The organism is Micromonospora sp. NPDC049900, assembly GCF_044461025.1.
Taxonomy (GTDB): Bacteria; Actinomycetota; Actinomycetes; order Mycobacteriales; family Micromonosporaceae; genus Micromonospora.
In genome coordinates this window covers 654,281-680,666 of the sequence record NZ_JBITKM010000001.1, presented here as the reverse complement: position 1 = coordinate 680,666, position 26,386 = coordinate 654,281, and the positions used below count along the sequence as shown (strand labels likewise).

General features: G+C 73.4%; 20 protein-coding genes. 5 read left to right on the top strand and 15 right to left on the bottom strand.

What is annotated here, in order from left to right; genetic code table 11:
• Positions 1–19: 19 nt before the first annotated feature.
• From ACIBMZ_RS03165 to ACIBMZ_RS03130, 8 genes are all read right to left on the bottom strand, one after another.
• Entirely contained in the window at positions 20–1,351 is a 1,332-nt protein-coding gene (locus ACIBMZ_RS03165; protein ID WP_396690509.1) for a M16 family metallopeptidase, read from the bottom strand.
• The gene (locus ACIBMZ_RS03160) at positions 1,348–2,661 is read right to left on the bottom strand and encodes a M16 family metallopeptidase (RefSeq protein ID WP_396690507.1); all 1,314 of its coding nucleotides are present in this window, start codon (positions 2,659–2,661) and stop codon (positions 1,348–1,350) included. Before ACIBMZ_RS03160 ends, ACIBMZ_RS03165 begins: the two co-directional genes overlap by 4 nt.
• 135 nt (positions 2,662–2,796) lie before the next feature.
• Complete coding sequence (locus ACIBMZ_RS03155) at positions 2,797–2,982, bottom strand: hypothetical protein (protein ID WP_396690505.1); 186 nt, start codon at positions 2,980–2,982, stop codon at positions 2,797–2,799.
• Between the two features lie 220 nt (positions 2,983–3,202).
• Positions 3,203–3,406 (bottom strand): cold-shock protein, encoded by a 204-nt coding sequence (locus ACIBMZ_RS03150; RefSeq protein WP_013735772.1) that lies wholly within the window; start codon positions 3,404–3,406, stop codon positions 3,203–3,205.
• Between the two features lie 221 nt (positions 3,407–3,627).
• Positions 3,628–6,987 (bottom strand): ATP-dependent helicase, encoded by a 3,360-nt coding sequence (locus ACIBMZ_RS03145; protein WP_396690503.1) that lies wholly within the window; start codon positions 6,985–6,987, stop codon positions 3,628–3,630.
• Positions 6,988–7,012: 25 nt separating this feature from the next.
• Positions 7,013–10,447 carry an ATP-dependent helicase gene (locus tag ACIBMZ_RS03140; RefSeq protein WP_396690501.1) on the bottom strand — a complete coding sequence of 1,145 codons (3,435 nt, stop codon included), beginning with the start codon at positions 10,445–10,447 and terminating at the stop codon, positions 7,013–7,015.
• A 113-nt stretch (positions 10,448–10,560) separates the two neighbouring features.
• On the bottom strand, positions 10,561–11,106 hold the full coding sequence (locus ACIBMZ_RS03135) for a TIGR00730 family Rossman fold protein (RefSeq protein WP_396690499.1): 546 nt from the start codon (positions 11,104–11,106) through the stop codon (positions 10,561–10,563).
• A 1-nt stretch (position 11,107) separates the two neighbouring features.
• Positions 11,108–11,962, bottom strand: coding sequence for a TIGR00730 family Rossman fold protein (locus ACIBMZ_RS03130; protein ID WP_350692630.1), 855 nt, complete (start codon positions 11,960–11,962; stop codon positions 11,108–11,110).
• Positions 11,963–12,100: 138 nt separating this feature from the next.
• Here ACIBMZ_RS03130 and ACIBMZ_RS03125 point away from each other — a divergent pair, with 138 nt between their 5' ends.
• Entirely contained in the window at positions 12,101–12,253 is a 153-nt protein-coding gene (locus ACIBMZ_RS03125) for a hypothetical protein (RefSeq protein WP_396690497.1), read from the top strand.
• 101 nt (positions 12,254–12,354) lie between these two features.
• On the opposite strand, the gene dapE is transcribed toward ACIBMZ_RS03125, so the two are convergent.
• Positions 12,355–13,428 (bottom strand): succinyl-diaminopimelate desuccinylase, encoded by a 1,074-nt coding sequence (gene dapE, locus ACIBMZ_RS03120; RefSeq protein ID WP_396690495.1) that lies wholly within the window; start codon positions 13,426–13,428, stop codon positions 12,355–12,357.
• 137 nt (positions 13,429–13,565) lie between these two features.
• Here dapE and dapD point away from each other — a divergent pair, with 137 nt between their 5' ends.
• Positions 13,566–14,525 carry a 2,3,4,5-tetrahydropyridine-2,6-dicarboxylate N-succinyltransferase gene (dapD, locus tag ACIBMZ_RS03115; RefSeq protein ID WP_396690493.1) on the top strand — a complete coding sequence of 320 codons (960 nt, stop codon included), beginning with the start codon at positions 13,566–13,568 and terminating at the stop codon, positions 14,523–14,525.
• A gap of 91 nt (positions 14,526–14,616) precedes the next feature.
• Here dapD and ACIBMZ_RS03110 read toward each other — a convergent pair whose 3' ends face one another.
• Positions 14,617–17,985, bottom strand: coding sequence for a S8 family serine peptidase (locus tag ACIBMZ_RS03110; protein WP_396690987.1), 3,369 nt, complete (start codon positions 17,983–17,985; stop codon positions 14,617–14,619).
• Between the two features lie 98 nt (positions 17,986–18,083).
• Between ACIBMZ_RS03110 and ACIBMZ_RS03105 the strand changes: the two genes are divergently transcribed.
• Together ACIBMZ_RS03105 and ACIBMZ_RS03100 are read left to right on the top strand one after the other, a co-directional pair.
• Positions 18,084–18,677 (top strand): sugar O-acetyltransferase, encoded by a 594-nt coding sequence (locus ACIBMZ_RS03105; protein ID WP_396690491.1) that lies wholly within the window; start codon positions 18,084–18,086, stop codon positions 18,675–18,677.
• Positions 18,678–18,890: 213 nt separating this feature from the next.
• A complete protein-coding gene (locus ACIBMZ_RS03100) occupies positions 18,891–21,518 on the top strand; it encodes a hypothetical protein (RefSeq protein WP_396690489.1) in 2,628 nt (875 codons plus the stop codon).
• Here the strand turns inward: ACIBMZ_RS03100 and ACIBMZ_RS03095 are convergent.
• The 5 genes from ACIBMZ_RS03095 to fdxA all read right to left on the bottom strand — a co-directional run bounded on the left by ACIBMZ_RS03095 (position 21,495) and on the right by fdxA (position 25,324).
• Positions 21,495–22,142, bottom strand: coding sequence for a nucleoside/nucleotide kinase family protein (locus ACIBMZ_RS03095; RefSeq protein WP_396690487.1), 648 nt, complete (start codon positions 22,140–22,142; stop codon positions 21,495–21,497). The genes ACIBMZ_RS03100 and ACIBMZ_RS03095 overlap by 24 nt on opposite strands.
• Positions 22,142–22,786, bottom strand: coding sequence for an SIMPL domain-containing protein (locus ACIBMZ_RS03090; protein ID WP_396690485.1), 645 nt, complete (start codon positions 22,784–22,786; stop codon positions 22,142–22,144). The genes ACIBMZ_RS03095 and ACIBMZ_RS03090 overlap by 1 nt, the downstream gene beginning before the upstream one ends.
• 113 nt (positions 22,787–22,899) lie before the next feature.
• Positions 22,900–23,892, bottom strand: coding sequence for a prephenate dehydrogenase (locus ACIBMZ_RS03085; RefSeq protein WP_396690483.1), 993 nt, complete (start codon positions 23,890–23,892; stop codon positions 22,900–22,902).
• Entirely contained in the window at positions 23,892–25,001 is a 1,110-nt protein-coding gene (gene dapC, locus ACIBMZ_RS03080; RefSeq protein ID WP_396690986.1) for a succinyldiaminopimelate transaminase, read from the bottom strand. Before dapC ends, ACIBMZ_RS03085 begins: the two co-directional genes overlap by 1 nt.
• A complete protein-coding gene (fdxA, locus tag ACIBMZ_RS03075) occupies positions 24,998–25,324 on the bottom strand; it encodes a ferredoxin (RefSeq protein WP_091422126.1) in 327 nt (108 codons plus the stop codon). The genes dapC and fdxA overlap by 4 nt, the downstream gene beginning before the upstream one ends.
• Positions 25,325–25,403: 79 nt before the next feature.
• On the opposite strand from fdxA, the gene ACIBMZ_RS03070 reads away from it, so the two are divergent.
• Positions 25,404–26,378: a GNAT family N-acetyltransferase gene (locus ACIBMZ_RS03070; RefSeq protein WP_396690481.1), complete on the top strand. Its 975-nt coding sequence runs from the start codon at positions 25,404–25,406 to the stop codon at positions 26,376–26,378.
• The last annotated feature ends 8 nt before the right edge of the window (positions 26,379–26,386 follow it).

The following is a 26,386-nucleotide window of genomic DNA, read 5'->3' as shown; positions in this document are numbered from 1 at the left end:
CTGCTACCGCTGGGGCCGCTCACGGTGTCGCCGGTGTGGTCTGGACCGGGGTCAGCGTGGACAGCGAGGGCGCGATCCGCTCGGCGTCTCCGAGCACGACGGTGACCGCGCGGGACGGGGCGAGGTAGCGGGCCGCCGCCTCGGTGACGTCGTCGACGCTCGCCTTCGCCAGCCGGGCCGCATGCTCGGACAGGAAGTCCAGCCGCAACCCGCTCCCGGCGTACGCGCTGACGAACGACGCCAGGCCCGCCTGGGTGGCGATGCCGAGCTGGAGCGTGCCGAGGGCGTACTGCCGGGCCTGGTCCAGTTCCTCCTGGCTCGGCGGCACGGTGGCCAGCCGGCCCAACTCGTACGTGGTCTCCAGCAGCGCCGGTGCGGTCACCTCGGTGGCCACCTCGGCGGCGGCCAGCAGCACCGAACCACCCACCGAGTGCTCGACCATCGAGTGCGGGCCGTACGTGTAGCCCTTGTCCTCGCGGATGTTCTCCACCCAGCGCGAGGAGAAGTAGCCGCCGAAGATCAGGTTGGCCAGTTGCAGCGCGGCGTGGTCCGGATGGGTGCGCGGCACCGCCGGCAACGCCATCCGCATCGACGACTGCACCGAACCGGGCCGGTCGACCAGCAGCAGCGGGCCGGTTTCCAGCGGCGGGACCGGCGGCACCTCGGCCGCGTGCTCACCCCCCTGCCAACCGGAGAGCGTCTTCTCGGCGGCGTCCAGCGCCCGCTCCGGGTGTACGTCACCGACCAGCACCAGCACCGCGCCGGCGGGTCGGACCCGCTGGGCGTGCAGCGTACGCAGGGCGGCCGGACGGACCGCCCGGACCTGCTCGGGCTCCGGCGTCTGGACCGCGTACGGGTGTCGGCCGAAGATCCGCCGCAACAGCGCGGTCCGGGCCAGATGGGCGGGCTGGCTCCGGGCCACCTGGATCCCGTCGACCAGCCGATCCCGCTCGACGCCGACCCACCCGGCCGGGTAGTTGGCACCGGTGACCACGTCGGCCAGGATCTCCAGCATCCGGTCCAGCCCGGTGGCCAGCGCGGTGCCGGAGAGCATCAGCCGGTCCGGGTCGAGCCCGGCGGAGAGCCCGCCGCCGATCCGCTGGAGTTCGGCGGCGATCTGCACGCTGCTCATCGTCTCGGTGCCGGAGAGCAGGGTCTGCGCCAGCAGGTGCCCCCGCGCCAGGTGGGCACGGACGAACGGCATCCACAGACGCAGTTCCACCAGCGGCACCGCCGGTCGGCGTACCACGATCACGGTGAGCCCGTTGTCGAGCGTGCGTTCGGCCTGCCGGGGCAGCTTGAGCCGGCGGGTCGGGCCGAGCGGCGGAAGCGTTCGCGTGGGGGTACTCATGAGCGGCCACCTTTCGCGATCACCTCGACGGACGCGCGGCGCTCCGGCCGCAGGGTGGCCGCGGCGGCGCGGACCTGCTCGTCGGTGACCTCACCGACCAGCCGGGGCAGCTCGCCGAGCAGGCCGGGCTCGCCGCGCTGCTGCTCCAGCACCGCCATCCGCAACGCGCGGGCCAGCACCGCGTCGGTGTCGCGCAGCAGGTGGGTGGCCATCCGAGCCTGGGTACGGGCCAGCTCACCCTCGGTGAGTCCGTCCGTGGCGACCCGGTCCAACTCCTCGTCGACGGTGCGCAGCACCTTGTCGACGTCGCCGCCGGGTGGCAGATGGGACTGGATCAGCATGGCGGTCGGGTCGCGGACGTCGAACGGATCACCCATGAAGCCCAGGTAACCCCCGATGCTGGTGACCGTGCGGTCGCGGTGCACCAGCCGCTCGACCAGCCGCGAGGCGTCGCCGTCGGTGAGCACCTCGGCCAGCACCACGAAGGGCAGGTAGTCGGCGAAGTTCCCGATCGGGTCGGGCACCCGCCAGCCGGAGGCCACCGCCGGCAGCGGGGCCAGCTTGTCGTCGTACGCGGTGCGCCGCTCCGCGGTCGGCTCCGGCTCGGCGAAGTCCGGCCGGTCCGGCGCCGGGCGGGCCGGTACGTCGCCGAAGTGCCGTTCGATCAGCTCGACGGCCTCGGCGGTGTCGATGTCGCCGCTGACCGCGAGCACGGCGTTGCCGCTGGCGTAGTAGCGCCGGAAGAAGTCGGCCGCGTCGGCGACGGTGGCGGACTCCAGGTCGTCGAAGGACCCGTACCCGTCGTGCGCGTTCGGGAAGGTGTCGAACATGACCGGCGGCAGGGTCAACCAGGGGAACCCGCCGTACGGCCGGTTGAGCACGTTGACCCGGATCTCTTCCTTGACCACGTCCACCTGGTTGCGCAGGTTCTCCTCGGTCAGCCGAGGGCCGCGCATCCGGTCGGCCTCCAGGAACAGCGCCCGTTCCAGGGCGTTGCTCGGCAGCGTCTCGTAGTAGTCGGTGTAGTCCAGATGGGTGGAGCCGTTGAAGGTGCCGCCGGCCCCCTGGACGTGCCGGAAGTGGGCGAGCTTCTCCAGGTTCTCCGAGCCCTGGAACATCAGGTGCTCGAAGAGGTGCGCGAAGCCGGTACGGCCCTCGGGCTCGGACCGTATGCCCACGTCGTAGACCACCGCCACGCCGATCACCGGGGCACTGCGGTCGGGAGTCAGGACCACCCGTAGCCCGTTGTCGAGGGTGAACCGCTCGACGGGGTACTTCGCGGCTGGGATTCTCGCTCTGCGCGTCGGCACGGAACCGACCCTAACGCCTCCATCGAGCCGGGGAGGTGGGTAAGGGTCGTGGTGACCGGGAGCTGTTAGCCGGGGACCCCTGCTATACCCGAGGCGTTAGGAAGGTGCCCTTCCTTTCACCGGGCGCAGCCGGCGTCACCCGGCGGCGCTGCCCGGCCGCGCGGTGGCGGCCGGTCCGTGCAGGTCGACCAGGCCGGACGGGGCAGCCCCGCCCGGCGTGACAGGCCAGGGAGCGAACGCCACCGCCGTGGCCAGCAGCAGCCCGACAGCCGCCACCGCGACCACCAGGAGTAGTTCCCGCACCGCCGCCGAACCCACCATGGTCGTTCCTCCCCGAGCTGAGCCGATCCCCCCGGCTCATCCCCCCGCACCCAGCGTTCCCCAGCCGGGTGGTGGTGACAGTCGCCCACCCGACGGTAGGACGGCTGATTACCGACTCAGGGTTCCACCAAACCGGCCGTCCGAGATGCGGACGGCCGGACCGCCTCCGGTCCCAGTGGGTGGCGGAGGCGGCCCGGCCGTCGCGGGCGAACCCGGTAGATCAGAGCGGGCGGATGTTCTCCGCCTGCGGGCCCTTCTGGCCCTGAACGACCTCGAACTCGACACGCTGGTTCTCGTCCAGGCTGCGGTAGCCGGAGCTCTGGATGGCCGAGAAGTGGGCGAAGACGTCGGCGCCGCCGCCGTCCGGGGTGATGAAGCCGAAGCCCTTGTCAGCGTTGAACCACTTGACGGTGCCAATAGCCATGCTTGTTTCGTCTCCTTGACGGAACGTCGAACCCGCACCTGCTGCGAGTTCGAAAGAGTGGAGAGCTCCGGGCGGTTCCCGGAACTTCTGTCGCTGCTGGTCGCCCCGCCCGGAGAGGTCCGGACATAACAAAGAGCGCCTGGGGCCACAATCCGCCAGGCGCAAACAGAGCTGGAACCAAAACTGCAACGCGGGCACAGTACCACGAATTCGGGCCCGCGCTACCCGTCCTGCCCGATTTCCGGTAGCGACGTGATCAGGGCGGTCAGTCCGTCGACGTCGAGCAGGTCCGCCGGACGGACGGTCACCCCGTCCCGCACGTAGTGGAATGCCGCGCCCACCCGGTCGACCGGAACACCGGCCAGCTCGGCCCAGGCCAACCGGTAGACCGCCAGTTGCACCGAGGCCACCTCGGCCCCCGCGCCCATGGGCTGGGCACCGGTCTTCCAGTCCACCACGTCGAAGCGGTCGCCGGGACGACGGAACACGGCGTCCATCCGGCCGCGTACCACCACGCCGCCGATCACCGTGGCGAACGGCACCTCCACCTCGACCGGCGTACGGTCCGCCCACTCGCTGCTCAGGAACCGCCGTTGCAGCTCGGCCAGCGCCTCGTCGGGTGCGGCGTCGGCGTCCGCCGCACCGGGCAACTCGTCGGTGTCGAGCAGCCGGTCCGCGCCGAAGCGCTGCTCCAGCCAGGCGTGGAAGGCGGTGCCCCGACGGGCGTACGGGTTCGGTGCGGTCGGCAACGGCCGGCGCAGCGACCGGGCCAGTGTCGCCGGATCCCGACGCAACGCGACCAGTTGGGTGACCGAGAGGTGCTCGGGCAGCGTCACCTCGACCGGGCCGGACAGTCGGGTCAGCTCCGCCCGCTCGGCGAGCAGCAGATCGGCCTCCCGCCGCCACCGGGCCACCTCCGGATCCGGAGGCCCGTCGTCCGGGGCGTCCGGAGCGTCGTCGGTCAGGTGACGTCGGACCAGCGCCGCCGCCTCGGTCAGCGTGGAGCGGCGTACGCCCAGCGGGTCGGCCGGCCACTCGGCGCGGACCACCACCTCGGTGGTCGGGTTAACGGCATCCGGCGACGGCTCGGGCGCCCACTCGTCGACCAGGTGACCGGCCCCGGCGTCCAGGCAGGCGTCGTGCACCTCGCGCAGCAGCCCGGACGGGCCGCGCGGACGTTTGGTGCCCTCACCCCACCAGTGCCCGGAACAGAGCAGCAGACGACGCGGGCGGGTCACCGCGACGTACGCCAGCCGGCGCTCCTCCCGCTCGTCGTGCGCCCGCCAGGCGTCTGTGAAGTCCTCCATCGCCCGGGCCACGCCCCGCTGGTCGTCCAGATCGGCCAGGGCCAGGTCGGGCAGCCCGTCGGCGTCGCCGCGCAACGGGAACGGCAGCACCCCCAGCCCGCCCAGCCAGTGGTCGGAGCTGCGGACCGGCCCCGGCCAAACCCCCCGGCTCAGCCCGGCCACCGAGACGACGTCCCACTCCAGCCCCTTGGCCGCGTGTGCGGTGAGGATCTGCACCGCCCCCTCGACCACCTCCACCTCGCCCGGCGCCAGGCCGCGCTCCTCGTCCTCGGCGGCGGCCAGGTAGGCCAGGAACCCGGCGAGCGTGGCCCCCGGTGTCTCCCCGCTGAACCGCGCCGCGACGTCGCCCAACGCGTCCAGGTGACTGCGGGCCAGGCCGGCGTCACCGGCGCCCTCGCCACCGGCCCGCACCGCCACCTCCACGTCCAGGCCGGTGGTCCGCTCCACGTCCGCGATCAGCTCCGGCAGCGACTGGTCCAGCCGGTAGCGCAGCAGACCCAGCTCCCGGGCGTACGCGCGCAGCCGCAGATAGCCCTCGGCCGAGTACGCCTGCGCGGGGCCGAGGTCGGCCAGCGCCTCGACCAGCGTCGCCTCGTCGAGGCGGTCCGGTGTGATCTCGGCCGTCCCGTCGTCGGCGAGCTGGCGACGGGCCGCCGCGATGGCCTTGGCCCGGCGGTGCAGTGCGACCAGGTCCCGTGGCCCGATCCGCCACCGGGCACCGGTCAGCAGGCGCAACAGGGCGGCACCGTCGGTCGGGTCGGCCAGCACCCGCAGCGTGCACACCACGTCGCGGATCTCCGGGGTGTCCAGCAGCCCGCCCAGCCCCACCACCTCGACCGGCAGGCCGCGCTCCCGCAACGCCGCCGCGATCGCCGGGATCTGGCTGCGCAGCCGGACCAGCACCGCCGTGGTCGGGCGCAGGGTCACCGGGATCTGCTCGGGCAGCGCCCCCGGCATCCGGGCCGCACCCCGCCAGGCGGCCAGCACGCTGTCGGCGATCCAGTCGGCCTCGTCGGCGTACGTCGGGAGCAACGCGCAGTGCACCGTGCCGGCGGCGACACCGCGTGCGCTGCGGTGCGGGATCGGGTCGCGGACGCTGAGCGCGGCGTGCAGCTCCGGCACCTGCGCACCGGCTGCCCGCAACGGGGTGGACAGCGCGTTCGCCACGGCGAGGATCTCCGGCCGGTTCCGCCAGCTCGTGGTCAGCCCGAGCACCTGGGCCGGCTCCCCGTCGGTGCGGGCGAACTCGGTCGGAAAGCGGTCCAGGGTGCCGGCGCTGGCCCCGCGCCAGCCGTAGATGGACTGGCAGGGGTCACCCACGGCGGTCACCGGGTGCCCACCGCCGAACAACGCGCCGAGCAGCACCACCTGGGCGTGACTGGTGTCCTGGTACTCGTCGAGCAGCACCACCCGGTAGCGCCCACGCTCGATCTCGCCGACGCCGGGATGGTCCCGGGCCACCCGGGCGGCCCGGGCGAGCTGGTCGGCGAAGTCCATCGCCTCGAAGTCGTCCTTGCGCCGGGCGTACGCGCGCACCAGCGGCAGCAGCTTCAGACGGGTCTGCTGGAGCGCGAGCGCCTTGCGCACGTCGGCGTAGACGCGTCCGGGGAGGGACTGCACCTCGGCGAAGAACCGGCCGGTCCAGGCGGCGAGCGCGTCCGGGTCGACCAGGTGTTCGTCCAGTTCGCCGGAGAGCGCCAGCACCGCGTCGGTGACCGTGCTGGGCATCCGGTCGACCTCGGACATGTCCCCGTCGTAGTTGCGCACGATCAGGTCCACGAGCTGCCAACGGGACGCCTCGGTCAGCAGCCGGGTGGAGGGCTCGTACCCGGCCCGCAGGCCGTGCTCGGTGACGATCCGTCCGGCGTACGAGTGGTAGGTGGCCACCGTCGGTTCGCCCGCGAACGGGTCGTCGAGCGGGTCCCGTCCGCGCCGCCCCAGCCGGCGCACCAACTGGTCGAGCCGGGTACGCACCCGGTGCGCCAGCTCACCGGCGGCCTTGCGGGTGAAGGTGAGACCGAGCACCTGCTCGGGCCGGACGTACGAGTTGGCCACCAACCAGACCACCCGGGCGGCCATCGTCTCGGTCTTGCCCGAACCGGCGCCCGCGACCACCAGCAGCGGCTCCACCGGGGCTGCGATGATCGCCGCCTGTTCCCGGGTCGGTGCCGGAAGCTTGAGCAGCTTGGCCAGCTCCAGCGGCGTGTACCGGGGACCGACGGCCGCCGCCCGGGGTGCCGGTGCCGCGGGGTTGAACAGTGCGGGCTGGGTCATGCGGCCCTCTTCGGAGCTGACACGCTCACTCCTGGTGCTCCGGTCGCCGGACGGTCGGTGGCTCGACCACCTGACGTCCCTGCCCGGAGACCGGGCAACTGGTCCGTACCGGGCAGACCCGGCACTTCGAGTTGGCGACCGCGGCGAAGGTGGCGGCGGCCATCGTATCGGCGGTCCGCCGGACCAGCGCTGTCGCCCAGCCGGCCTCGGGCCCGTCGGTCGAGGCGGCCTGGGCCTGCTCCCGGGCGTCCCGCGCGCCGGTACCGAGCTGCACCAGGGCCGCACCGCCGGGCTCGTCGCCGTACTCGGCGAACGCCCCCGCCTCCACCGCCGCCTGGTACGCGCCGAGCTGCGGATGCTCGGCCAGGTCCCGCTCGGTCACGGCGGTGGACTTGCCGGTCTTGAGGTCCACCACCACCAGCCGGCCGTCCTCGTCGACCTCCAGCCGGTCCACCCGTCCGACCAGCTCGATCGGCCGGTGCGGATCGTCCAGGCGGACCGCGAACTCGTGCTCGATGGCGAGCAGCCGACGCGGATTGGCCGCCAGCCAGCGCAGCAGCTTGTCCACCATCGCCTCGGCGCGGGTCCGTTCCGGCCCGACCATCCACCGCGCGGCCAGCTCGATCGCGTCGAACCGGGCGGCCACGTAGTCCAGCAGCGCGCCCCGGTCGGCGCTGGCGTCCTCGGCGAGCATCGCCGCCGCGTGCACCAGGTTGCCGACGCCCTGGGCGGCACTGGCCGGTGGGCTTCCGCCGTGCCGTTCCAGCAGCCAGCGCAGGCTGCACCGCAGCGCGCTCTCCATCGCCGACGGGGTGACCCGGACCGGCTCCCCCTCGTCCACCAGGGGCCGGTCGTCGGAGAGCGGGCGCAGCCCCCACCAGTCGTCCGGGTGCGCGCCCGCGACCCCCGCGGCGGCCAGTCGGGCCAGTTCGGTCGCCGCCGCGTGCCGCCGGGCGGTCGTCGCCGCCGGGTCGGCCACCGCGGTACGCAGCTCCGCCACCAGCGCCGGCAGGGTCAACGCCCGGGGCGGCCGACTCAGCGGCAACGCCCGCGCCCCGGCACCGTCGCCCCGGCCCTGCGCCTCGTCATTGCTCTGCGCATCGTCATTGCTCTGCGCGTCGTCTCTGCCCTGCGCGTCGTCGCGGTCGTCGACCTCCGGGCCCGGTGGGTGGGCGGGACCGAGTTCGTAGAGGAACCGGCTGGGCTGCTCCTCGTGGTCGTCGCCGCCGACGGCGGCCGACGCGACCGCGCTGACCAGCAGTCGCCGTCGGGCCCGGGTCACCGCGACGTGGAACAGCCGCCGTTCCTCGTCGAGCAGCGCGGAGGTCTGCCCGACCAGCGTGGCGACCTCACCGGCACCGTCCGCCCGACCGGTCATCACGTCGACCAGCCGTTCCGAGCCCAGCAGGCTGCCGCGCAACCGCAGGTCCGGCCAGACGCCCTCCTGCACCCCGGCGACGGCGACCAGATCCCATTCCAGGCCCTTGGCGGCGTGGGCGGTGAGCAGCCGTACGGCGTCGCCCCGGTCGGCGGAGGAGGCGAGCGTGTCGGCGGGTAGCTCCTGGCCGAGCACGTGGTCGAGGAAGACCTCGGTCCGTGCACCCGGCAACCGGTCGGTGAACCGGGCGGCGGCGTCGAAGAGCACCAGCACCGCGTCCAGGTCCCGGTCGGCTGCCTCGGCCCGACGCCGTCGGGCCAGGTCCCCCTCCCCGGCCACGGCCGGGCCCCGGGCCAGCGCGGCGGACCACAGCTCGGCCAGTCCGCTGGCCTGCCAGACCGCCCAGAGCACGTCCTCGACGCCTGCGCCCGGCCGACCGGCCGTCTCGCGGGCCACGGCCAGCAGCCCGGCCACCGTCTGCGCCGGCTCGGCCCAGCGCCGCTCCACCCCGGCCAGCTCGGCCGGGTCGCGCAGCGCCTCGACGATCAGTTCACCGGAGGGCCGCCGGTCACCGCCGGCCAGCGCGAGCGCGCGCAGGCCCTGCCGCAGCCGCCGCTCCGCCAGCGGGTCGGCACCGCCGAGCGGGGAGTGCAGCAGCGCGACGGCGGCTTCCTCGTCCAGCCGCTCCGGCTCCAACGCGCAGCGCAACAGCAGCAGCAACGGCGCGACCGCCGGTTGCAGGTGCAACGGCAGGTCCTCACCGTGCACCACGGTGGGTACGCCGGCGGCGTGCAACGCCCGACGCAACCCGGGCAGTTGCCGACCGGTCGAGCGGACCAGCACCGCCATCCGGGCCCAGGGCACGCCGTCGAGCAGGTGCGCCTCCCGCAGCGCGTGCGCCAGCCAGGCCGCCTCGCTGGTGGCCGAGCGGAAGGTGCGGACCTCGACGGTGCCCGGTGGTGTGTCGGGCAACGGATGCAGCCGCCGGTGTGCCGCCGGTCCACGCAGCCGCCGACCGAGCCGGGACACAGCGGCGAGCAGCCGCTCCCCCGCGCGGTAGCTGGTGGTGAGCAGCACCTGCGCGGCCGGCGCGCCGGAGGCGGTGCGGAACCGGTGCGGGAACGTCGTCACGCCACCCGGGTCGGCACCCCGGAAGGCGTACGTGGAGGAGTCCGGGTCGGCGAAGGCGACCAGCGGCGTACCTCCCCCGGCGACCGTGTCCAGCAGGTCGAGCTGGGCGGGATCGGTGTCGGCCAGCTCGTCGACGTAGACGTACGCCAGGCGACGTCGCTCGGACGCCAGCACCTCGGCGTCGTCGCGCAGCAGGCCGGTGGCCGCCCGGACCAGCTCCGCCGGGTCGTACGCGACCGAGCCCCGGTTGGCGACGTCCCGCAGCGCCAGCACCGCGACGTACTCGCGCAGGAAGCGGGCCGCGGCCGGCCAGTCGGCGCGGCCCAGCCGCTCGCCGAGCCGGGCCAGCTCGACCGGGCCGACGCCCCGCTCCGCCGCGCGCATCAGCAGGTCACGGAGCTGGGCGGCGAACGCGCGGGTACGTAGTGCCGGCCGCAGCTCCTCCGGCCAGCCGACCGGTTCGTCGCCGGGCTCCTCGCCGACCACGTCCAGCAACTCGCGGATGATCAGATCCTGTTCGGGACCGGTGAGCAGCCGTGGCGACGGCTCGCCCCGCTCGGCGGCGGCCCGCCGCAACAGCCCGAACGCGTACCCCGGGAAGGTACGCACCAGCGGCTCACGCACCACCCGTCGGCCGTTCGCGGCGATCCGCGCCTCGATCCGGTGCCGCAGGTCGGCGGCGCCCCGGCGGCTGAAGGTGAGCACCAGGACCCGCTCCGGGTCGACCCCCTCCTCGACCCGGGCGGCCACCGCCTCGGCGAGGGTGCGGGTCTTCCCGGTGCCCGGTCCACCGAGGACGAGCATCGGCCCGTCGGTGTGCGCGACGACCTCGGCCTGATCCGCGTCCTCAGGCAGGCCAGCGTGCCGAACCGTGCTCTCCGACGGCCCGGCGGGCGGAGCTGTGCCCTGGGTCGGCCCGGCGGACCGACGCACCAACCGGTACGCCTGCATCCCGCCATCCCATCACGGCCCTGCGACACTCCCCGACGCGCCACACCCGCCGGGGACCGGCGCACACCGGCGTCTCGACGCACACCGTCCGCAGCGCGGGCGAGCGGCGGCGATCAGGTGAGGGCCGCCTCGATGACGTCGAGGGCGGTGGGGACGGTGTCGGCGACCTGCACGAGGTCGAAGCCGGCGGGCTTGAGGAAGTTCTGGTCGGTGACCGCGCGCAACCAGTCCAGCAGCGGGGTGTAGAAGCCGTCGGTGTCCACCACCACGGTCGGCTTGCGGTGCAGGGCCAGGGTGGCGGTGGTCCAGACCTCGAAGAGTTCGTCGAGGGTGCCCAACCCGCCGGGCAGCGTGAGGAACGCGTCCGACTTCTCGACCATGAGGACCTTGCGACTGGCCATCGAGTCGGTGATCACCAGTTCGTCCGAGGCCACGTCGGCGACCTCCAGGTCGACCAGCACCTGCGGGATGATCCCGACGGTCCGGCCGCCGGCCGCGCGGGCCCCCTCGACGAGCGCGCCCATCATGCCGACGCAACCACCGCCGCTGACCAGCGTGTGCCCTCGTCGGGCGAGTTCCGCGCCGGTGGCCGCGGCCAGGTCGAGCCAGCGTTGGTCGAGGGTGCGGGACGAGGCGCAGAACACGCAGATCGCGGCCACCTCAGCGCTCCGCCTGCTCGGCCTGCTCCGCCGACTCGGCCGCCGCCTGCTGGTCCGCCGCGGTCCGGGCCACCGCGTCCGCGCGTACCGCCTCCTGCTCGGTGTTGAGCGCGGCCTCGGCCTCCACGATGTGCCGGACCGCCGCGGCGACGTCGTCGGTGACGCAGATCAACTCCAGGTCGACCGGTCCGATCTTGCCCTCGGCGGCCATCGTGTCGCGCAGCCAGTCGAGCAGCCCCTGCCAGTACTCGGTGCCCATCAGCACCACCGGGAACCGGGTCACCTTGCCGGTCTGCACCAGGGTGAGCGCCTCGAACAACTCGTCCATGGTGCCGAAGCCGCCCGGCAGCACGACGAACGCCTGGGCGTACTTGACGAACATGGTCTTGCGGGCGAAGAAGTAGCGGAAGTCGATGGCCAGGTCGACCCACTCGTTGATGCCCTGCTCGAAGGGGAGTTCGATGCCGAGGCCGACGGAGTGTCCCCCGGCCTCGCTGGCGCCCCGGTTGGCCGCCTCCATCACGCCGGGTCCACCGCCGGTGATCACCGCGTAGCCGGCGCGCGCCAGGGCCGCGCCGAGCGCCTCGGCGAGCTGGCACTCCGGGCTGTCCGGTTTGCTCCGGGCGCTACCGAAGACGCTGACCGCGGGCGGCAGGTCGGCGAGGGTGTCGAAGCCTTCGACGAATTCGGAGAGTATCCGTAGCGCCCGCCAAGCGTCCTTGGTCTTCCAGTCCGCGCGGGTCCGCGAGTCCAGCAGACCCTGGTCCGCTGTGCTGGTGGTGATCGCCTGGCGGCGCAGTGTGACGGCGCCGCGGTGCCGCTCCCGTCCTGGTTCGCGGCGGTTGCTCTGAGTCATGGGAGCAACCGTAGTGGAGTTCAGCCGGGGTGCCCGGCAAACACTTCGTGATCTTGTGCAACCAATTCGCTTTCCCGTACGTCTTACTATTCACATACCGGGTATGCCCGGCGCGCAGGCTTCGGGGGAGGAGACAGCGTGATCAGTAGCAACGAACGGATCCGGATGAGGCGGCAGATGCAGCGCCGCATCCGCGACGTGGTGGCCGAGCGCCGCCGTACCCGACTGCTCGAAGACCCGCCCGAACCCCCCGTCGAGCCCGCTCCGGACGCGGCGCTCACCCGCGCCTGAGCAGGTCGTCGCCGCTCCCCGCGCCCTGATCGCCGCGCGTCCGGTCGGGCGGGACGTCGCCGCACCGCCACCCGCCCGACCGGACGCGGAGGTACGCCGGGTCAGACCGAGGCGAGCCAGCGGTGCAGCGTGGCGGCACCCTCCCGGATCTTGCCGATCTCGACGTGCTCGTCCGGGTGGTGGGCGAGGTTGGGATCACCCGGACCGAAGTTGAGCGCCGGGATCCCCATCGCCGCGAAGCGGGCCACGTCGGTCCACCCCAGCTTGCCGATGGGCGCGGCACCCACCGCCGCCAGGAACTCCTGGGCGGGCGGGGCCTCCAGGCCGGGCAGCGCGCCGGCCGCGCAGTCGGTCACCGTCACCTCGTAGCCGGCGAGCACCTCGCGCAGGTGCGCCTCCGCCTCGGCCGGCGTACGGTCCGGCGCGAACCGGTAGTTGACCTCGATCTCGCACCGGTCCGGCACCACGTTGCCGGCCACCCCACCGCTGATCCGCACCGCGTTCATGCCCTCGCGGTAGTCGCACCCGTCGATGGTCACCCGTCGCGCCTGGTACTCCGCCAGCCGCCGCAGCACCTCACCGGCACCGTGGATCGCGTTGACGCCGTGCCAGGCGCGCGCCGAGTGGGCCCGTACGCCGGTGGTGACCACCCTCGCCCGCATGGTCCCCTGGCAGCCCGCCTCGACGATGCCGTACGTCGGTTCGAGCAGCAGGGCGAAGTCGGCCGTCAACCACTCCGGGTACGCCTCGGCCACCAGCCGCAGGCCGTTGTACCGGGACTCGATCTCCTCGGCCTCGTAGAAGAAGTACGTCACGTCGTAACGCGGCTCGGGCAGGGTGGCCGCGAGGTGCAGCGCGTAGGCCACCCCGGACTTCATGTCCGAGGTGCCGCAGCCGTACATCAGGTCGCCGCGCAGCGTGGACGGGAAGTTGTTGTTCAACGGGACGGTGTCCAGGTGACCGGCCAGCACCACCCGGGACGCCCGCCCCAGGTCGGTACGCGCCATCACCGTGTTGCCGTGCCGGTAGGTGGCCAGGTGGGGCAGCTTCCGCAGCACCTCCTCGACGCAGTCGGCGATGGCCTTCTCGTTGAGCGAGACCGACTCGATGTCGACCAGGGCGCGGGTCAACGCCACCGGATCGGCGAGGACCTCGGGGGTAAGCGGGTTCTCCATGGTCCGCACGGTACCGTCACAACCGGCGACCGCGAGACGCGAGCCCGCGAGCCCTTCGACGAGGCGCGAGGAGTGAGCTCGCCCACCCCGCAGTCGCGAGCAGCAGCCAGCGCAGCATGCGAGCGAGAGGTGAGTAAGTGACGTCCACAGAATCCGCGTGGGGCATCGGCCTGGCCACCGTGACCGCCGACGACCAGGTGCTCGACACCTGGTATCCGACCGGCAAGCTGGGCCTCGGCGAGCTGCCGCTGGTCCCCGGCGAGGACCAGGCCGACGTGCTGGACCTTCCGCCGGGCGCGATCGGCGACCGGGCCCTGCCGGGTCTGCGCACCGTCCAGGTGATCACCGTGATCGGCTCACTGGACGACCCGATCAAGGACGCCAGTGACGCGTACCTGCGACTGCACCTGCTCTCCCACCGCCTGGTGCGGCCCAACGAGCTCAACCTCGACGGCGTCTTCGGCAAGCTGGCCAACGTGGCCTGGACCTCCGCCGGGCCGTGTCCGCCGGAGCGGGTCGACGAGCTGCGCGTCATCGAGCGGGCCGCCGGCCGCCACCTGTCCGTGTACGGAGTGGACAAGTTCCCCCGGATGACCGACTATGTGGTGCCCTCGGGCGTCCGGATCGCCGACGCCGACCGGGTACGCCTCGGCGCCCACCTCGCCTCCGGCACCACCGTGATGCACGAGGGCTTCGTCAACTTCAACGCCGGCACGCTCGGCACCTCGATGGTCGAGGGCCGGATCGTGCAGGGCGTGGTGGTCGGCGACGGCTCCGACATCGGCGGCGGCGCCTCCATCATGGGCACGCTCTCCGGCGGCGGCACCGACAAGGTACGCATCGGTGAGCGCAGCCTGATCGGGGCGAACGCCGGGGTCGGCATCTCGCTGGGCGACGACTGCGTGGTCGAGGCGGGGTGCTACATCACCGCCGCCTCGAAGCTCGCCCTGCCGGACGGCCGGGTGGTCAAGGCCCGCGAGCTGTCCGGGGTCGACGGGTTGCTGTTCTGGCGCAACTCGATCACCGGCGGGCTGGAGGCCCGGCCGCGTACCGGTCAGGGCGTCACCCTGAACGCCGCCCTGCACGCGAACGACTGAGCTTGGTGAAAGGAAGGGTCCCCTGCTAACGCCTCGCGTATAGCAGGGGACCCCTCCTTACATCCGGGCCGACGATGCCGGCGCCGGCGGATCACCTCAGGCGGTAGGCCTGGATGATCCGCTGGGTCACCGTGTTGCCGTCGCTGTCCCGGGCGGCGGCCCGCAGCGACACGTGGCCGGCACCCTTCGGGTGCTTCACGGTGGCCTGCCAGCCACTGCCGGCCTTCGTCACCCGGGCCCGCTGCCAGGTCCGGCCCCCGTCGTAGGAGACCTCGACGGTCAACGAGGGGGTCCGCGCCGACGGCGCGCCGGGCTGCCGCTGCACCTGGACCGGGATCACGAAGGACCGACCGGCGGGAGCGGTGTTCGTCGCGTCGAGCCGGGGCGTGAACCTGATCGCCGACGCGGGCAACGCCACCGGATCGTCGCCCCGAACGTGTCGGGACCGGAAGGTCCAGGCGGCGGTGACCTCCGTGCTCAGGTCGGTGAAGCTGCGCTGCACCGAGGTCTCCATCCGGTACGTCGCCGTCCCGGCCGGCACCTCGAAGTCGCCCCAGCCGTTCTCCGGGCTCTCGCCGACCAGCTTGCCGTTGCGGTAGAGCGCGGTACGCGAGGTGTCCGCCACCGAAGCCCCGTGGTGCCCCGCGGCGTCCCCGTGCAGCGGCACCGCCAGGCTGATCACGTCACCCCGCCGGGTCAGCCCCTCCCCCGGCCACTGCGGCACCGCGAACGACGGCCCGTAGGGAGCGCTGTTCCAGGTGTCCTGGTACTTCTTACCCGCCCGGTAGGCCGTCGGGTCCGAGAAGAGGAAGGCCACCCCGACCGGCCACCCGTCGTCGGACGGTATGCCGAAGGTCAGGTCACCGTTCCAACGGACGCCCTTGGTGCTGTAGTACTCGACCCGTCGGCCGGGGGCCTCGGTGGGCAGGATGATCGCCCAGCCACCCACGTTCGGCTCGTGGACCGGATAGACGACCCGTTCGGCGACGGTGTCCGGGTACCCGCTGCGGAACTTCTGCGTGACGGTGGCCAGGTCACCGCTGCGGTAGTGCCGGATCAACCCGGTCGGCATCCGGCCGGGGCTGCTCTCCGCCAGGGCGTAGAGGTAGGAGCTGCTCTCCGCCTCCACGTCGGCCCACTGGCTGCCCACCGTGCCGAGGAACCTCTTCGGCGAGACGGGTCGGCCGAGCTGTCCGGTGCTGATGCCGGTGAAGTCGAACGCGAGCAGACCGTAGCTGGCGCCGCCGTCGTCCAGGAGGAAGTTCGCGCTGATGTCCACCAGAGCCGGCGTCGCCGACCGTTGCGGCACGGTCATCCGCACCGGCTTGGCCCGGCGGGCGTCGACGGTGACCGTGGTGTCCGCCGTGACGGTCAGTTCCGGCTGGACGATGAACGCCGCCGCCTCGGTCTCCAGGTCGAACAGGTAGCTGTTCAACCCGTACCGGCCCTTGGGCACGCGGACCTCGGCAGTGCCGGACGGGTCGTACGCGGAGTAGTCGGCGAAGTCCGCCAGGCCGAGCAGCGAGGTGCTGTGGTCCTCCGCCGCCGTGCCGTCGGCACCGAGGTGCCGCACCGTCACCGTGTAGCTCTCCACCTCCTTGTGGACCGCCAGCGGAGTGAGGGCCACCGTGTCGCCGGCCCGGGCCACGATCCGGCCGGTGTAGTGACCGTCCGGGCCGTCCACGCTGGTGTCGGTGGTGACGGTGGCGGACGCGGTGCCGCCCGCGGGCACCACGACGCTGCTCGTGCTCAGCGTGAACATGCCGGCCGGGGCCGACGTCCCGGCCGGGCCGGTGACGTCGAGGGCGAGATCCAGGGTGAGCGCGGTGCTGCCGGTGTTGTGCCAGCTCACCTCGCGGGTGATGGGATCGTCGTCGTCGTGCGGCCAGAGCGTACGACCGAACGACACGCTCGCCGGTTCGCTGGTCACCTGCTGGGTGATCGCCCTCGCCACGTCGACCCGGCCGGCGCCCTGCTGGTAGGCGGTCAGCTCCGGATGCGGCGCGGCGGAGGACATCAGGATGGCCTTGAGCGCTCCGGCCGTGGCGTCCCCGCGCTGCTGGACGAGCAGTGCCGCCGCACCGGCGACGTGCGGCGCGGACATCGAGGTGCCGGAGAGCGACACGTACTGCTCGCCGACCGGATCGCCGAGCAGCGTGCCCTGCCCCCGGGCCGCGACGATGTCCACCCCCGGCGCGGTGATCTCCGGCTTCAGCGCGTCGTCGCCGACTCGCGGACCCTGGCTGGAGAAGAAGGCGAGTTCGTCGTCCCGGTCCACGGCTCCGACGGCGAGTGCGGCGTCCGCGCTGGCCGGTGAACCGACCGATCCGGCCCGACCGCTGTTGCCGGCCGAGATCACGAAGAGCGCTCCGGTCTGCTCGGTGAGCGTGTCGACCGCCAGTTCCAGCGGGTCGACCTCCGGGGTGTCCGTGCCGCCCAGGCTCAGGTTGATCACGTCGGCCCGCTGGTCGACGGCGGCCCACTGCATCCCGGCCAGGATGGCGGAGTCGGGGCAGCCGTACTCCTCGCAGACCTTGCCGGCGAGCAGCGTCGCGTCCGGGGCGACTCCTCGGTTGCGGCCGTCCGACGCAGCGCCGCTGCCGGCGATGGTCGCGGCGACGTGGGTCCCGTGCCCGACGAGGTCGCCCGGGTTCTCCTCCTCAGTGAAGTTCTCCGCAGCACCGACCCGCCCCACCAGGTCGGGGTGCGCGGCGTCGACGCCGGTGTCCAGCACCGCCACCCGTACGCCCCGGCCGGTGAAGCCGGCCTGGTGGGCGGCGGGAGCGCCGATCTGGGGCACGCTGTGTTCCAGGGTCAGGTGCCGCCGGCCGTCGAGCCAGAGCCGCTCGACACCCCCCGCCGCGTCGATCCGGGCACCGCCGCCGGCCAGGATGGCCCAGAGTCGGCCCGACTCCTGCTTGTCCAGGGTGGCTGCGACGCCGTCGATGGCGGCCAGGTCACGGGTGACGGTCACCCCGTCCGGCGCCCCGGCACGCCGCGCCGCGCCCGCCGGGTAGGTCATCAGCAGCGGCAGGTCGTCGCGGTGCTGGTCGTCGTAGCCGGCGGCGACCAGTCCGGTCACGTCGAACAGCCGTCGGTCGACGCGGCCCGCCCGGATCAGCGGCAGGGCGTCCTGCGGCACCACCCAGAGGTGGTCCCGTTGGCGCTGGGTGAGGAAGCGGATCCCGGAGCGGCCCTCGGCCGGGCGGATGCTCGGCGCACCGGTCGGGCTCACGGTGACACGGTCACCGGTGATCAGGGTGACGGTCGCGGGTCCGGCCGACGCCGGGCGGACGGCGGACGGCGGGGTGGACCCCGGTGCGGTGGCTGGGGCGGGAGCGGCGGTGGCCGTGCCCGGTACGCCGAGCGCCAGGCCCAGCACCAACCCGATGGCGGTCAGTCTGCTTCTGCGAGGCAACTGAACCCTCCTTCTGGGGCGTTGTATCGATGTAGGCCACATCGACACCTGTCAGGATTGCATACCGAGTATGCACAAAGGAGTCAACAAATCGACGAAGTCGATACCGTCGCGCCGTGGATGACGGCATGATCGGTCCGGTGAGATCCATGAAGGAACGCATGCTGGCCGGGGAGCCGTATCTCGCCGAGGGACCCGAGATCCTCGCCGATCTCCAGCGCGCCGCCCGACTGATGGAACGCGTCAACACCAGCCCCGCCGACGACTCCGACGCGCGCCTCGCCGCCCTGCGGGAGCTGCTCGGCGAGCTCGGCGACGACACCTGGATCCGCCCGCCGTTCTACTGCGACTACGGCTACCACATCCGGATCGGCCCGCGCAGTTTCGTGAACTTCAACGCGGTCTTCCTCGACGTCGCGCCGATCACGATCGGCGCGGACGTGCAGGTCGGCCCGAACGTGCAACTGCTCACCCCGACCCACCCGGTGGACCCCGAGCAGCGCCGGGCGAAGTGGGAGGCGGCCAGGCCGATCACCATCGCCGACAACGTCTGGCTGGGCGGCGGGGCGATCGTCCTGGCCGGTGTCACCATCGGGGAGAACACGGTGGTCGGCGCGGGCGCGGTGGTGACCAAGGACCTGCCGGCCAACGTCGTCGCGGTCGGCAACCCGGCCCGCCCGGTACGCCGACTCGACGACCCCGCGTCCGACCATCCCGCGTCCCCGTCGGACTGAGCAGACGGACATCCGACTCCGGCACCCTCCGTCACCGGTTCGCGGAGTCCGGCAGGGCGGACGACGGACCACGGCACGCACGCTCGGTCACCGTCCAAACCGGACCGATCCCAACGAAATCACTTCCACCTGCGAAAACACCCTCGCGGTGGATGGCACCCCCTCCACAGTTCGGGCACTCTGGGTTACAGAGTCGTCACTGGGAGGTGTGCCATGGGCGGTCGGATCCTCGAACTGCGCGTACACGGTGTGTCGAACACGCCGCCGGCCGAGACCCTGGGCGAACCGACCGAACCGGGCACCGAGCCCGCCCCGCCGCGACTGGTCGCCGGTGGACCGATCACCGGCTTCTACCGCTCCGCCAGCACCTCCACCGGCGACCCGATCGTGGTCGAGGCGTACAGCTGGGGGCAGTTGACCTCGGGCGCGCGGACCGCACGCGACGTGGAGCGGGCGCTGTGGACGCTGCTGCTGCCGTTCACCCTGGCCAACGTGGCACTGCACGCCCGGCCCGGCATCCCGGCCGACCCGACGACCGAGCGATTCGCCAGCCGGTCCGGGATCACCGCCTGGCTGATCCGGCTGTTCTGCCTGACGCTGACCGCCACGCCCGTGCTGGCGCTGACCGGTGTCGGCGTCGACCTGATCGGCTGGCAGTGCGTCGACGAGAGTTGCCTCAACCGCATCCCGGGGCCCTGGCAGTTCCTCGCCGACCCCTGGTGGCAGCGGGGCAGCCGGGCGCTCGCGGTCGGACTGCTGGTGCCACTCGCCCTGATCGTGGTGCTCGGCCTGGTCGCCTGGCGGACCTACCAGTACGAGGCGGTGATGCCGGCCGACCCGACCGACCCGCCGGTCCGCCAGCCGCCCGGCCCGGCCGACGCCGACGTGCCCGAGGGCCAGCCGGAACAGGAGCCGCCGTCGCCGCCCGAGCCACCCCGGGGCCCGCTCGCCAACCCACTGGAGGATCCGACCTTCTGGTGGGGTGAGGGACAACTCCGCCGGGCCGCGGTGCTGCACCTGTGCACCGGCACGGTGGCCGCCGCCGCCGTCCCGCTCGGCACCACCCTCGCACTCCACCCGCCGCACGGTGCCCGGGCGGCCATCGCCTGGCCCACCGTGGCGCTGCTCGTCGCGGTCGTCGTGATCACGGTGGTGGCCATCGGCCGGCCGTTCCTGACCCGCCGCGACGGTGCGACGCCGCTCGGCCCGTGGAGCGTCACCGTCATCGTCCTCACCGGTCTCGGACTGGTCGGCACCGTCCTGGTGCTGATGCTGCCGGACAGCGCGGGCGGTACCGCGCAGTTGGCCACCCTGCGCCCACCCACCGGCTGCGGCGACGTGTCGTCACTGCCGGGCTGCCAGGAGGACCGGTCCCTGCCCGGCTTCGACCGGGTCCTCGCCTGGCTGGGCACCGGCCAACTGCTGCTGCTCATCGCCATCGGCGCGACCGCCCGCTCCGGGCGACGCGGTGGCGCCACACCGGCCGCCGCCGCGGTGCTGATCGCCGTCGGCGCCGCCTGGTGCCACGGCTGGCTGCCGTTCCTGCCACCGGCACCGCTACAGGTGTGGCAGGTCGTACCGGCACTGCTGCTACTCGCGGCGGGCGGCCTGCTGCTGCCGCGGACCCGGCCCAGCAGCGTGACCCAGCCCCTCGGGCCCTACACCGACCTGGCCTGGCGTGGTCGGGGCCCGGCCGTCATCGCCGGATTCGGGTGGCTGCTCTGCCTGGCGTACAGCACCGGCCTGCTCTACTGGGTCAGCGACCTGCTCAACCGCGGCGCCACCGTCAGCGGACGCCCCCTGGTGGTGCCGCCCACCCCGGTGACCTGGTCCGGTCTGGTCTTCGGCATGACCCTGCTGCTGTTCACCCTGGTCGCGATCCGCGCCCTCGTGCTGTTCCGTCGACTGCGGCGGCAGGAGTACGCCGAACTGCGGGCCCGTGGCGGTCTCTCCGCGCACGACCTGCGCCGCGCCCGGGACGTGAGCACCCACCAGGCCCTGCACCGGCTGGTCGGCGAACACGCGCTGCGCCTGGTCGGCTGGTTCGCGGGCACCGCGGGGACGCTGGCCGCGCTCGGTTGCATGGCGGTCCTGTCCCCCGCCCGCCCGCACGACCTCACCTCGGGCACCACCGGCACCCTGGTCGGGGTGGTCGCCGACGTCGGTGACCGGCTGCTCGGCTGGCTGCCACTGGCGATCGCCGCCATCGGTCTGCTGGTCTACCGCAACGACACGGTCCGACGGTCGGTCGGCGTGGTCTGGGACGTCGGCACGTTCTGGCCGCGTGCCGCGCATCCGCTCGCACCACCGAGCTACGCCGAACGGGCCGTGCCGGAACTGCTCACCCGGGCTGCCGGACTGCTCGCCCTGACCGAACACGATCCCCGTCGGGTGGACGGCATCATCCTCTCCGGACACAGCCAGGGCACGGTCATCTGCACCGCCGTCATTCTCCAGCTACCGCAGCGCTGGCGGCACCGGATCTGGTTCTTCTCCTACGGATGCCAGCTCACCCGGCTCTACGGCCGGATCTTCCCGGCCTACTTCGGGCCGGAACGGCTGCCGGTGCTGACCCGGGCACTCACCCGCGCCTCGGCCGGGACCCGGTGGACGAACTTCTGGCGGGACACCGATCCGCTCGGTTGGCCGGTCACCGCCGGAGAACGCAACATCGCGGTCACCGACCCGGAGGCGTTGCACCCCAGCGACGGCGAGGTGGCCGACCCGCCGATCCGCAGCCACAGCGGCTATCCGGAGGCGGCCGAGTTCCAGCGGGAACGCTCCCGGGTGGCGTGGATGCTGCGTCGGGCCGTACCGTCACCCCGACGGGGGGTCGGCTAGCCGGACCACCAGGTCGGCCCGGCCCGCGGTGTCGGCCACCAGCGCCGCGTTGACCTCGTCGCTGCCCAGCGCCCAGGCCCGTGCCTCCTCCGCCGACCGCCCGTACGCGACGTGTCGCGCGACGAGCCGACGCCGACGCAGGTCACCGTCGAGGTCCAGGAACCACGCCTCGTGCAGCAACGCCCGCATCTCGTCCCAGGGCCAGTCCGGCACGAGCAGGTAGTTGCCCTCGGTCACCACCAACCGGACCTCCGGCGGCACCTCGATCGCCCCCGCGATCGGTTCCTCCAGCTCCCGGCGGAACTCCGGCGCCCAGACCGAGGTCGGTTCCTTGCGCCGCAGGCGGCGCATCAGCGAGACGTACCCGTTGGCGTCGAAGGTGTCGATCGACCCCTTGCGGGCGGCACGGCCCAGCCGGTGCAGCTCGGCCTGGGCCAGGTGGAAACCGTCCATCGGCACCAGCCGTGCGGCCGGGCCGACCGCTGCGACCACCTCGGCGGCGAGCGTGGACTTGCCCGCACCGGGTGCGCCGGTGATGCCGAGCAGTTGCCGGGGGCCCGCGTCGGCCAGGGTGCGGGCCCGCCGCACCAGCTCGTCGACGGGCAGCACCCGGGCCTCGGTCATCAGGACAGGACCGGCCGGCTGATCGCGAACCGGGCCCGCACCGCCGCGTGCACCGACTGTGGTTGCGGGTCCAACTCCAGCTCCGGCGCGGTGGTCGACTCGACCCCACCGGCGTCGAACGCCATCCGGGCCATCATCGGCTGTCCGCCGCCCTCGTCGGCAAGCTCGATCAGGTCGGTGACCTGGGCCTGGAGCGCATCGGCGTATTCGCGGGCGCGCAGCAGGGCATCGGCGATCGCGGCATGCCGCGCCTCCCGGAAGGCCGGGCTGTCCGGGCGCAGCGACCACCAGGGCCCGGCGACCGCCACCTGGTCCTGGTCGGCCAGGCGCAGCATCAGTTCGCCGAGCGCGGTGAAGTCGCTGACCGTCACCGTGGTCACCACCGAACCGTGCCAGGCCACCACCCGCTCGCCGGAACGCCGCGTCTCCGGCCGCACCCGTAGGTCACCGGTCTCCCGGCGGTCGATCGTCGGGCCGTACGAGTCGAGCAGCACCCGGACCGCGGCGGCACGCTCGGCCAGCCGGGTCAGCGTGGGCTCGCGGTCCCGGTCGCGCGCGAGCGCGGTCACCGTGAACCGGGCCTCCTCCGGAGCGACTTCCCGGTACGCCTCGCCGCGTACGGTCACCACCGGTCCGTCCACCATGCCCTCACCCTAGCGGCGGCTCCGGTACCGCGCCCAGCGATGCGCCGCGCGACGGCTCAGCCGGCCGTAGGCAGCCGGACCCGGCTCAGCCGGCCGTGGGAAGCCGGACGGTTTCAGTCGGCCAGCGGGAGCTGGGCGGCGTACGAGACCACCTCGCCGGTGACCCGGCACCCGCTGAGGTGACCGCCCGCCGCACCCAACCCGGTCAGCCAGGCGACCTCGTCGGCCGCGTCGCCGTCGACCGGGAACGAGCGGACCGTCGGCTGGCACGGCCGACCGGCGAGCGCGCCCCGGGCGGCACCCGCCTCGGTGTAGCGGGCGGTGAGCGTGTCGCCGTCGCCGACCCGCAGCGCGTCGGCCAACTCGTCCAGGTAGGCGGTCACCTCGGCCAGGGCGGCCAGCACCTGATCGCGGTTGCCGCGCAGCATGTTCGCGGTGCGCGGAGCCGGAGTGCCGGCGACCCGGGTGCCGTCGCGGAAGCTGCCGGCGGCCAGGGTGAGCACGGCGTCGCGCAGCGGCGAGCGCTGGGCGGCCCCGGCCAGGGCACCGGCGAGCAGGTGCGGCACGTGCGAGGAGAGCGCGACCACGGCGTCGTGCCGGTCCGCCGCCATCGGCACCACCCGGGCCCCGATCACGTCGGTGACCAGGGCGGCCAGCCGACGGAAGGCGACCAGCCCGTCCGGCGCGGGACAGAGCACCCAGGCCGCGCCCGCGAACAGCTCCGACCGAGCCGCGCCGAGGCCGGCCCGGTCGGTGCCGGCCATCGGATGACCGGGCACGAAGCGGTGGGTCAGCGCCCGGGTCGCGGCGAAGGCGGCCAGCTCGGCCTTGGTGCTGCCGACGTCGGTGAGCAGGCAGTCCGGGTCGGTCGCCGCGGCCACCTCGACCAGGGTCGCCGGCAGCGTCGGCAGCGGCCCGCCGAGGAACACCACGTCCCGGTCGGCCACCGCGTCGACCAGCCGGTCGGAGGTGGGCACGCCGGCCAGCCGGGCCCCGCGGCGGGTCGCGTCGTCCGGGTCCCAGCCCGTCACGTCCACCCCGGCGGCGTGCAGCCGGAGCAGCACCGAACCGCCGATCAGGCCGGTGCCGACCACCGCCGCGCGCATCAGGGTCCGGCGAGGCGGGACGCGACGGCGGCGACCCGCTCGTCGGACTCGGTCAGCGCCACCCGGACGTACTGCCCGGCGCTGGGCCCGTAGAAGACCCCGGCGGCGACCAGGATGCCGCGCCGAGCCAGCCAGTCGACCGTGTCCCAGCAGTCCTCGCCCCGGGTCAGCCAGAGATAGAGGCCCGCCTCGGAGTGCGTGACGGTGAACCCGGCCCCGGTGAACGCGGCCCGTAGGGCCTCCCGACGCGCCCGGTACCGCTCCCGCTGCGCGGTGGCGTGCTCCTCGTCGTGCAGCGCGGCCACCATCGCCGCCTGCACCGGCTTGGGCACGATCATCCCCGCGTGCTTGCGGATCTTGAGCAGCTCGGCCACCAGGGCGGGATCGCCGGCCACGAACCCCGCCCGGTACCCGGCGAGGTTGGACCGCTTGGAGAGCGAGTGCACGGCCAGCACCGAGTCGTACGAGCCGCCGCAGACCTCCGGCGAGAGCACCGAGACCGGCTCGGCGTCCCAGCCCAGCGGCAGGTAGCACTCGTCGCTGGCGACCACCGCGCCGCGTTCCCGCGCCCACTCCACCACCTTGCGCAGGTGGGCGGCGGGCAGCACCCGGCCGGTCGGGTTGCCCGGCGAGTTGACCCAGACCAGGCGTACCCGGGAGGTCGGACCGACCGCGGTCAGCGAGTCGGCGCGGACCGTGGTGGCCCCGGCCAGCCGGGCCCCGTCCTCGTAGGTGGGATAGGCCACCGACGGCACCACCACCACGTCACCGGGCCCCAGGCCCAGCAGGGTCGGCAACCAGGCGACCAGTTCCTTCGAACCGATCGTCGGCAGCACCCCGAGCCCGTCGACGCCGGCCCCGCAGGACCGGGCCACCCAGGCCGTGATCGCCGCACGCAGGTCCGGGGTGCCGGCGGTGAGCGGGTACCCCGGTGCGTTCGACGCGTCGGCCAGGGCACGCCGGATCACCTCCGGCACCGGATCGACCGGTGTGCCCATCGAGAGGTTGATCAGGCCGTCCGGATGCGCCGCGGCCAGGGTCGCCGCGGCGTCCAGCGTGTCCCAGGTGAACTCGGGCAGCCGCGACGAGACCGGCGCGGGGGCGTTCAGTGCCCCTCGCCGCGCGGCGGCTGCGCGGCGACGAAGGTCGCGTCCTTCTCCACCTTGCCGATCTTGGAGGCACCCCCGGGCGAGCCCAGTTCCTCGAAGAACTCGTAGTTGGCGCCGGTGTAGTCCTTCCACTGCTCGGGGACGTCGTCCTCGTAGAAGATCGCCTCGACCGGGCACACCGGCTCACAGGCACCACAGTCGACGCACTCGTCGGGGTGGATGTAGAGCATCCGGTTGCCCTCGTAAATGCAGTCGACCGGGCATTCCTCGATGCATGCCTTGTCGAGCACATCCACGCACGGCTCGGCGATGATGTAGGTCACCGGTCTTCTCCTCCGCAAGACTCGTCGCGATCACCCGCGACGGTAAGAGCCTAGTATCTCGCCGGGGAGGAGGTCGATCGTGCTCCGAGAGCAGGATGTGGGACACCGGATCGTGGTCCGGCGGATCGTGGGCTCACGCGCCGGTCGGCCGGTGTTCTCCGACGCCCTCGGCGAGCTGGTCGAGCTGACCGAGACGCACCTGGAGATGACCACCCGGCAGGGTCGGCTGCGCGTACCGATCGCCGAGGTGCACCGGGCCAAACGGGTCCCGCCGAGCCGCCGGCCCACCGCCGAGGCCATGATCGAGCTGGAACTCGCCGCCGACGAGGCGTGGCCGGCGCCCGTCCGGGATCGGCTCGGCGACTGGCTGCTGCGCTCCGCCGACGGCTGGACCGGCCGAGCCAACTCCGCGCTGCCGGTCGGCGACCCGGACCGGCCGCTGCCCGCCGCGTTGGACGCGGTGCACCGCTGGTACGCCGAACGGGGCCGACCGGCGATCGTCAACACGCCGCTGCCGTTGGCCACCCCGGTCGACGCCGAACTCGACCTGCGTGGCTGGGAGAGCCGCCCACTGGTGCTGGTGCAGACCGTGCCGCTGGCCGACCTGACGGCACCCGGCGGCCGGCGGGACCACACGGTCGCGGCAGCCGCACCCACCGTCGAGCTGACCACCGCGCCGTCGGACGACTGGCTCGCGGTGGCCGCCGGCCGCAAGGGCGGGCTGCCGGACGCCGCCCGGCACGTGCTCACCGCCGTCGACCAGGTCCGCTTCGCACACGCGTACGACGGGGACACGCTGCTCGGCGTCGGCCGGGGCACGGTCACCGGCGGAGGCCGCTGGTTGGGGCTGTCGCTGATCGAGGTGCTGCCCGAGGCCCGCCGCAGAGGGGTGGCCCGCGCCGTCATCGGCGCGCTCGCGCAGTGGGCCGGCACGGCCGGCGCCGTCGACGTGTTCCTCCAGGTCGAGCAGCGCAATGCGCCCGCCGTGGCGCTCTATCGCACGCTGGGCTTCAGCACGCACCACACCTACCGGAGCCGGGTCGCGCCGAGCTGACGGCGCGC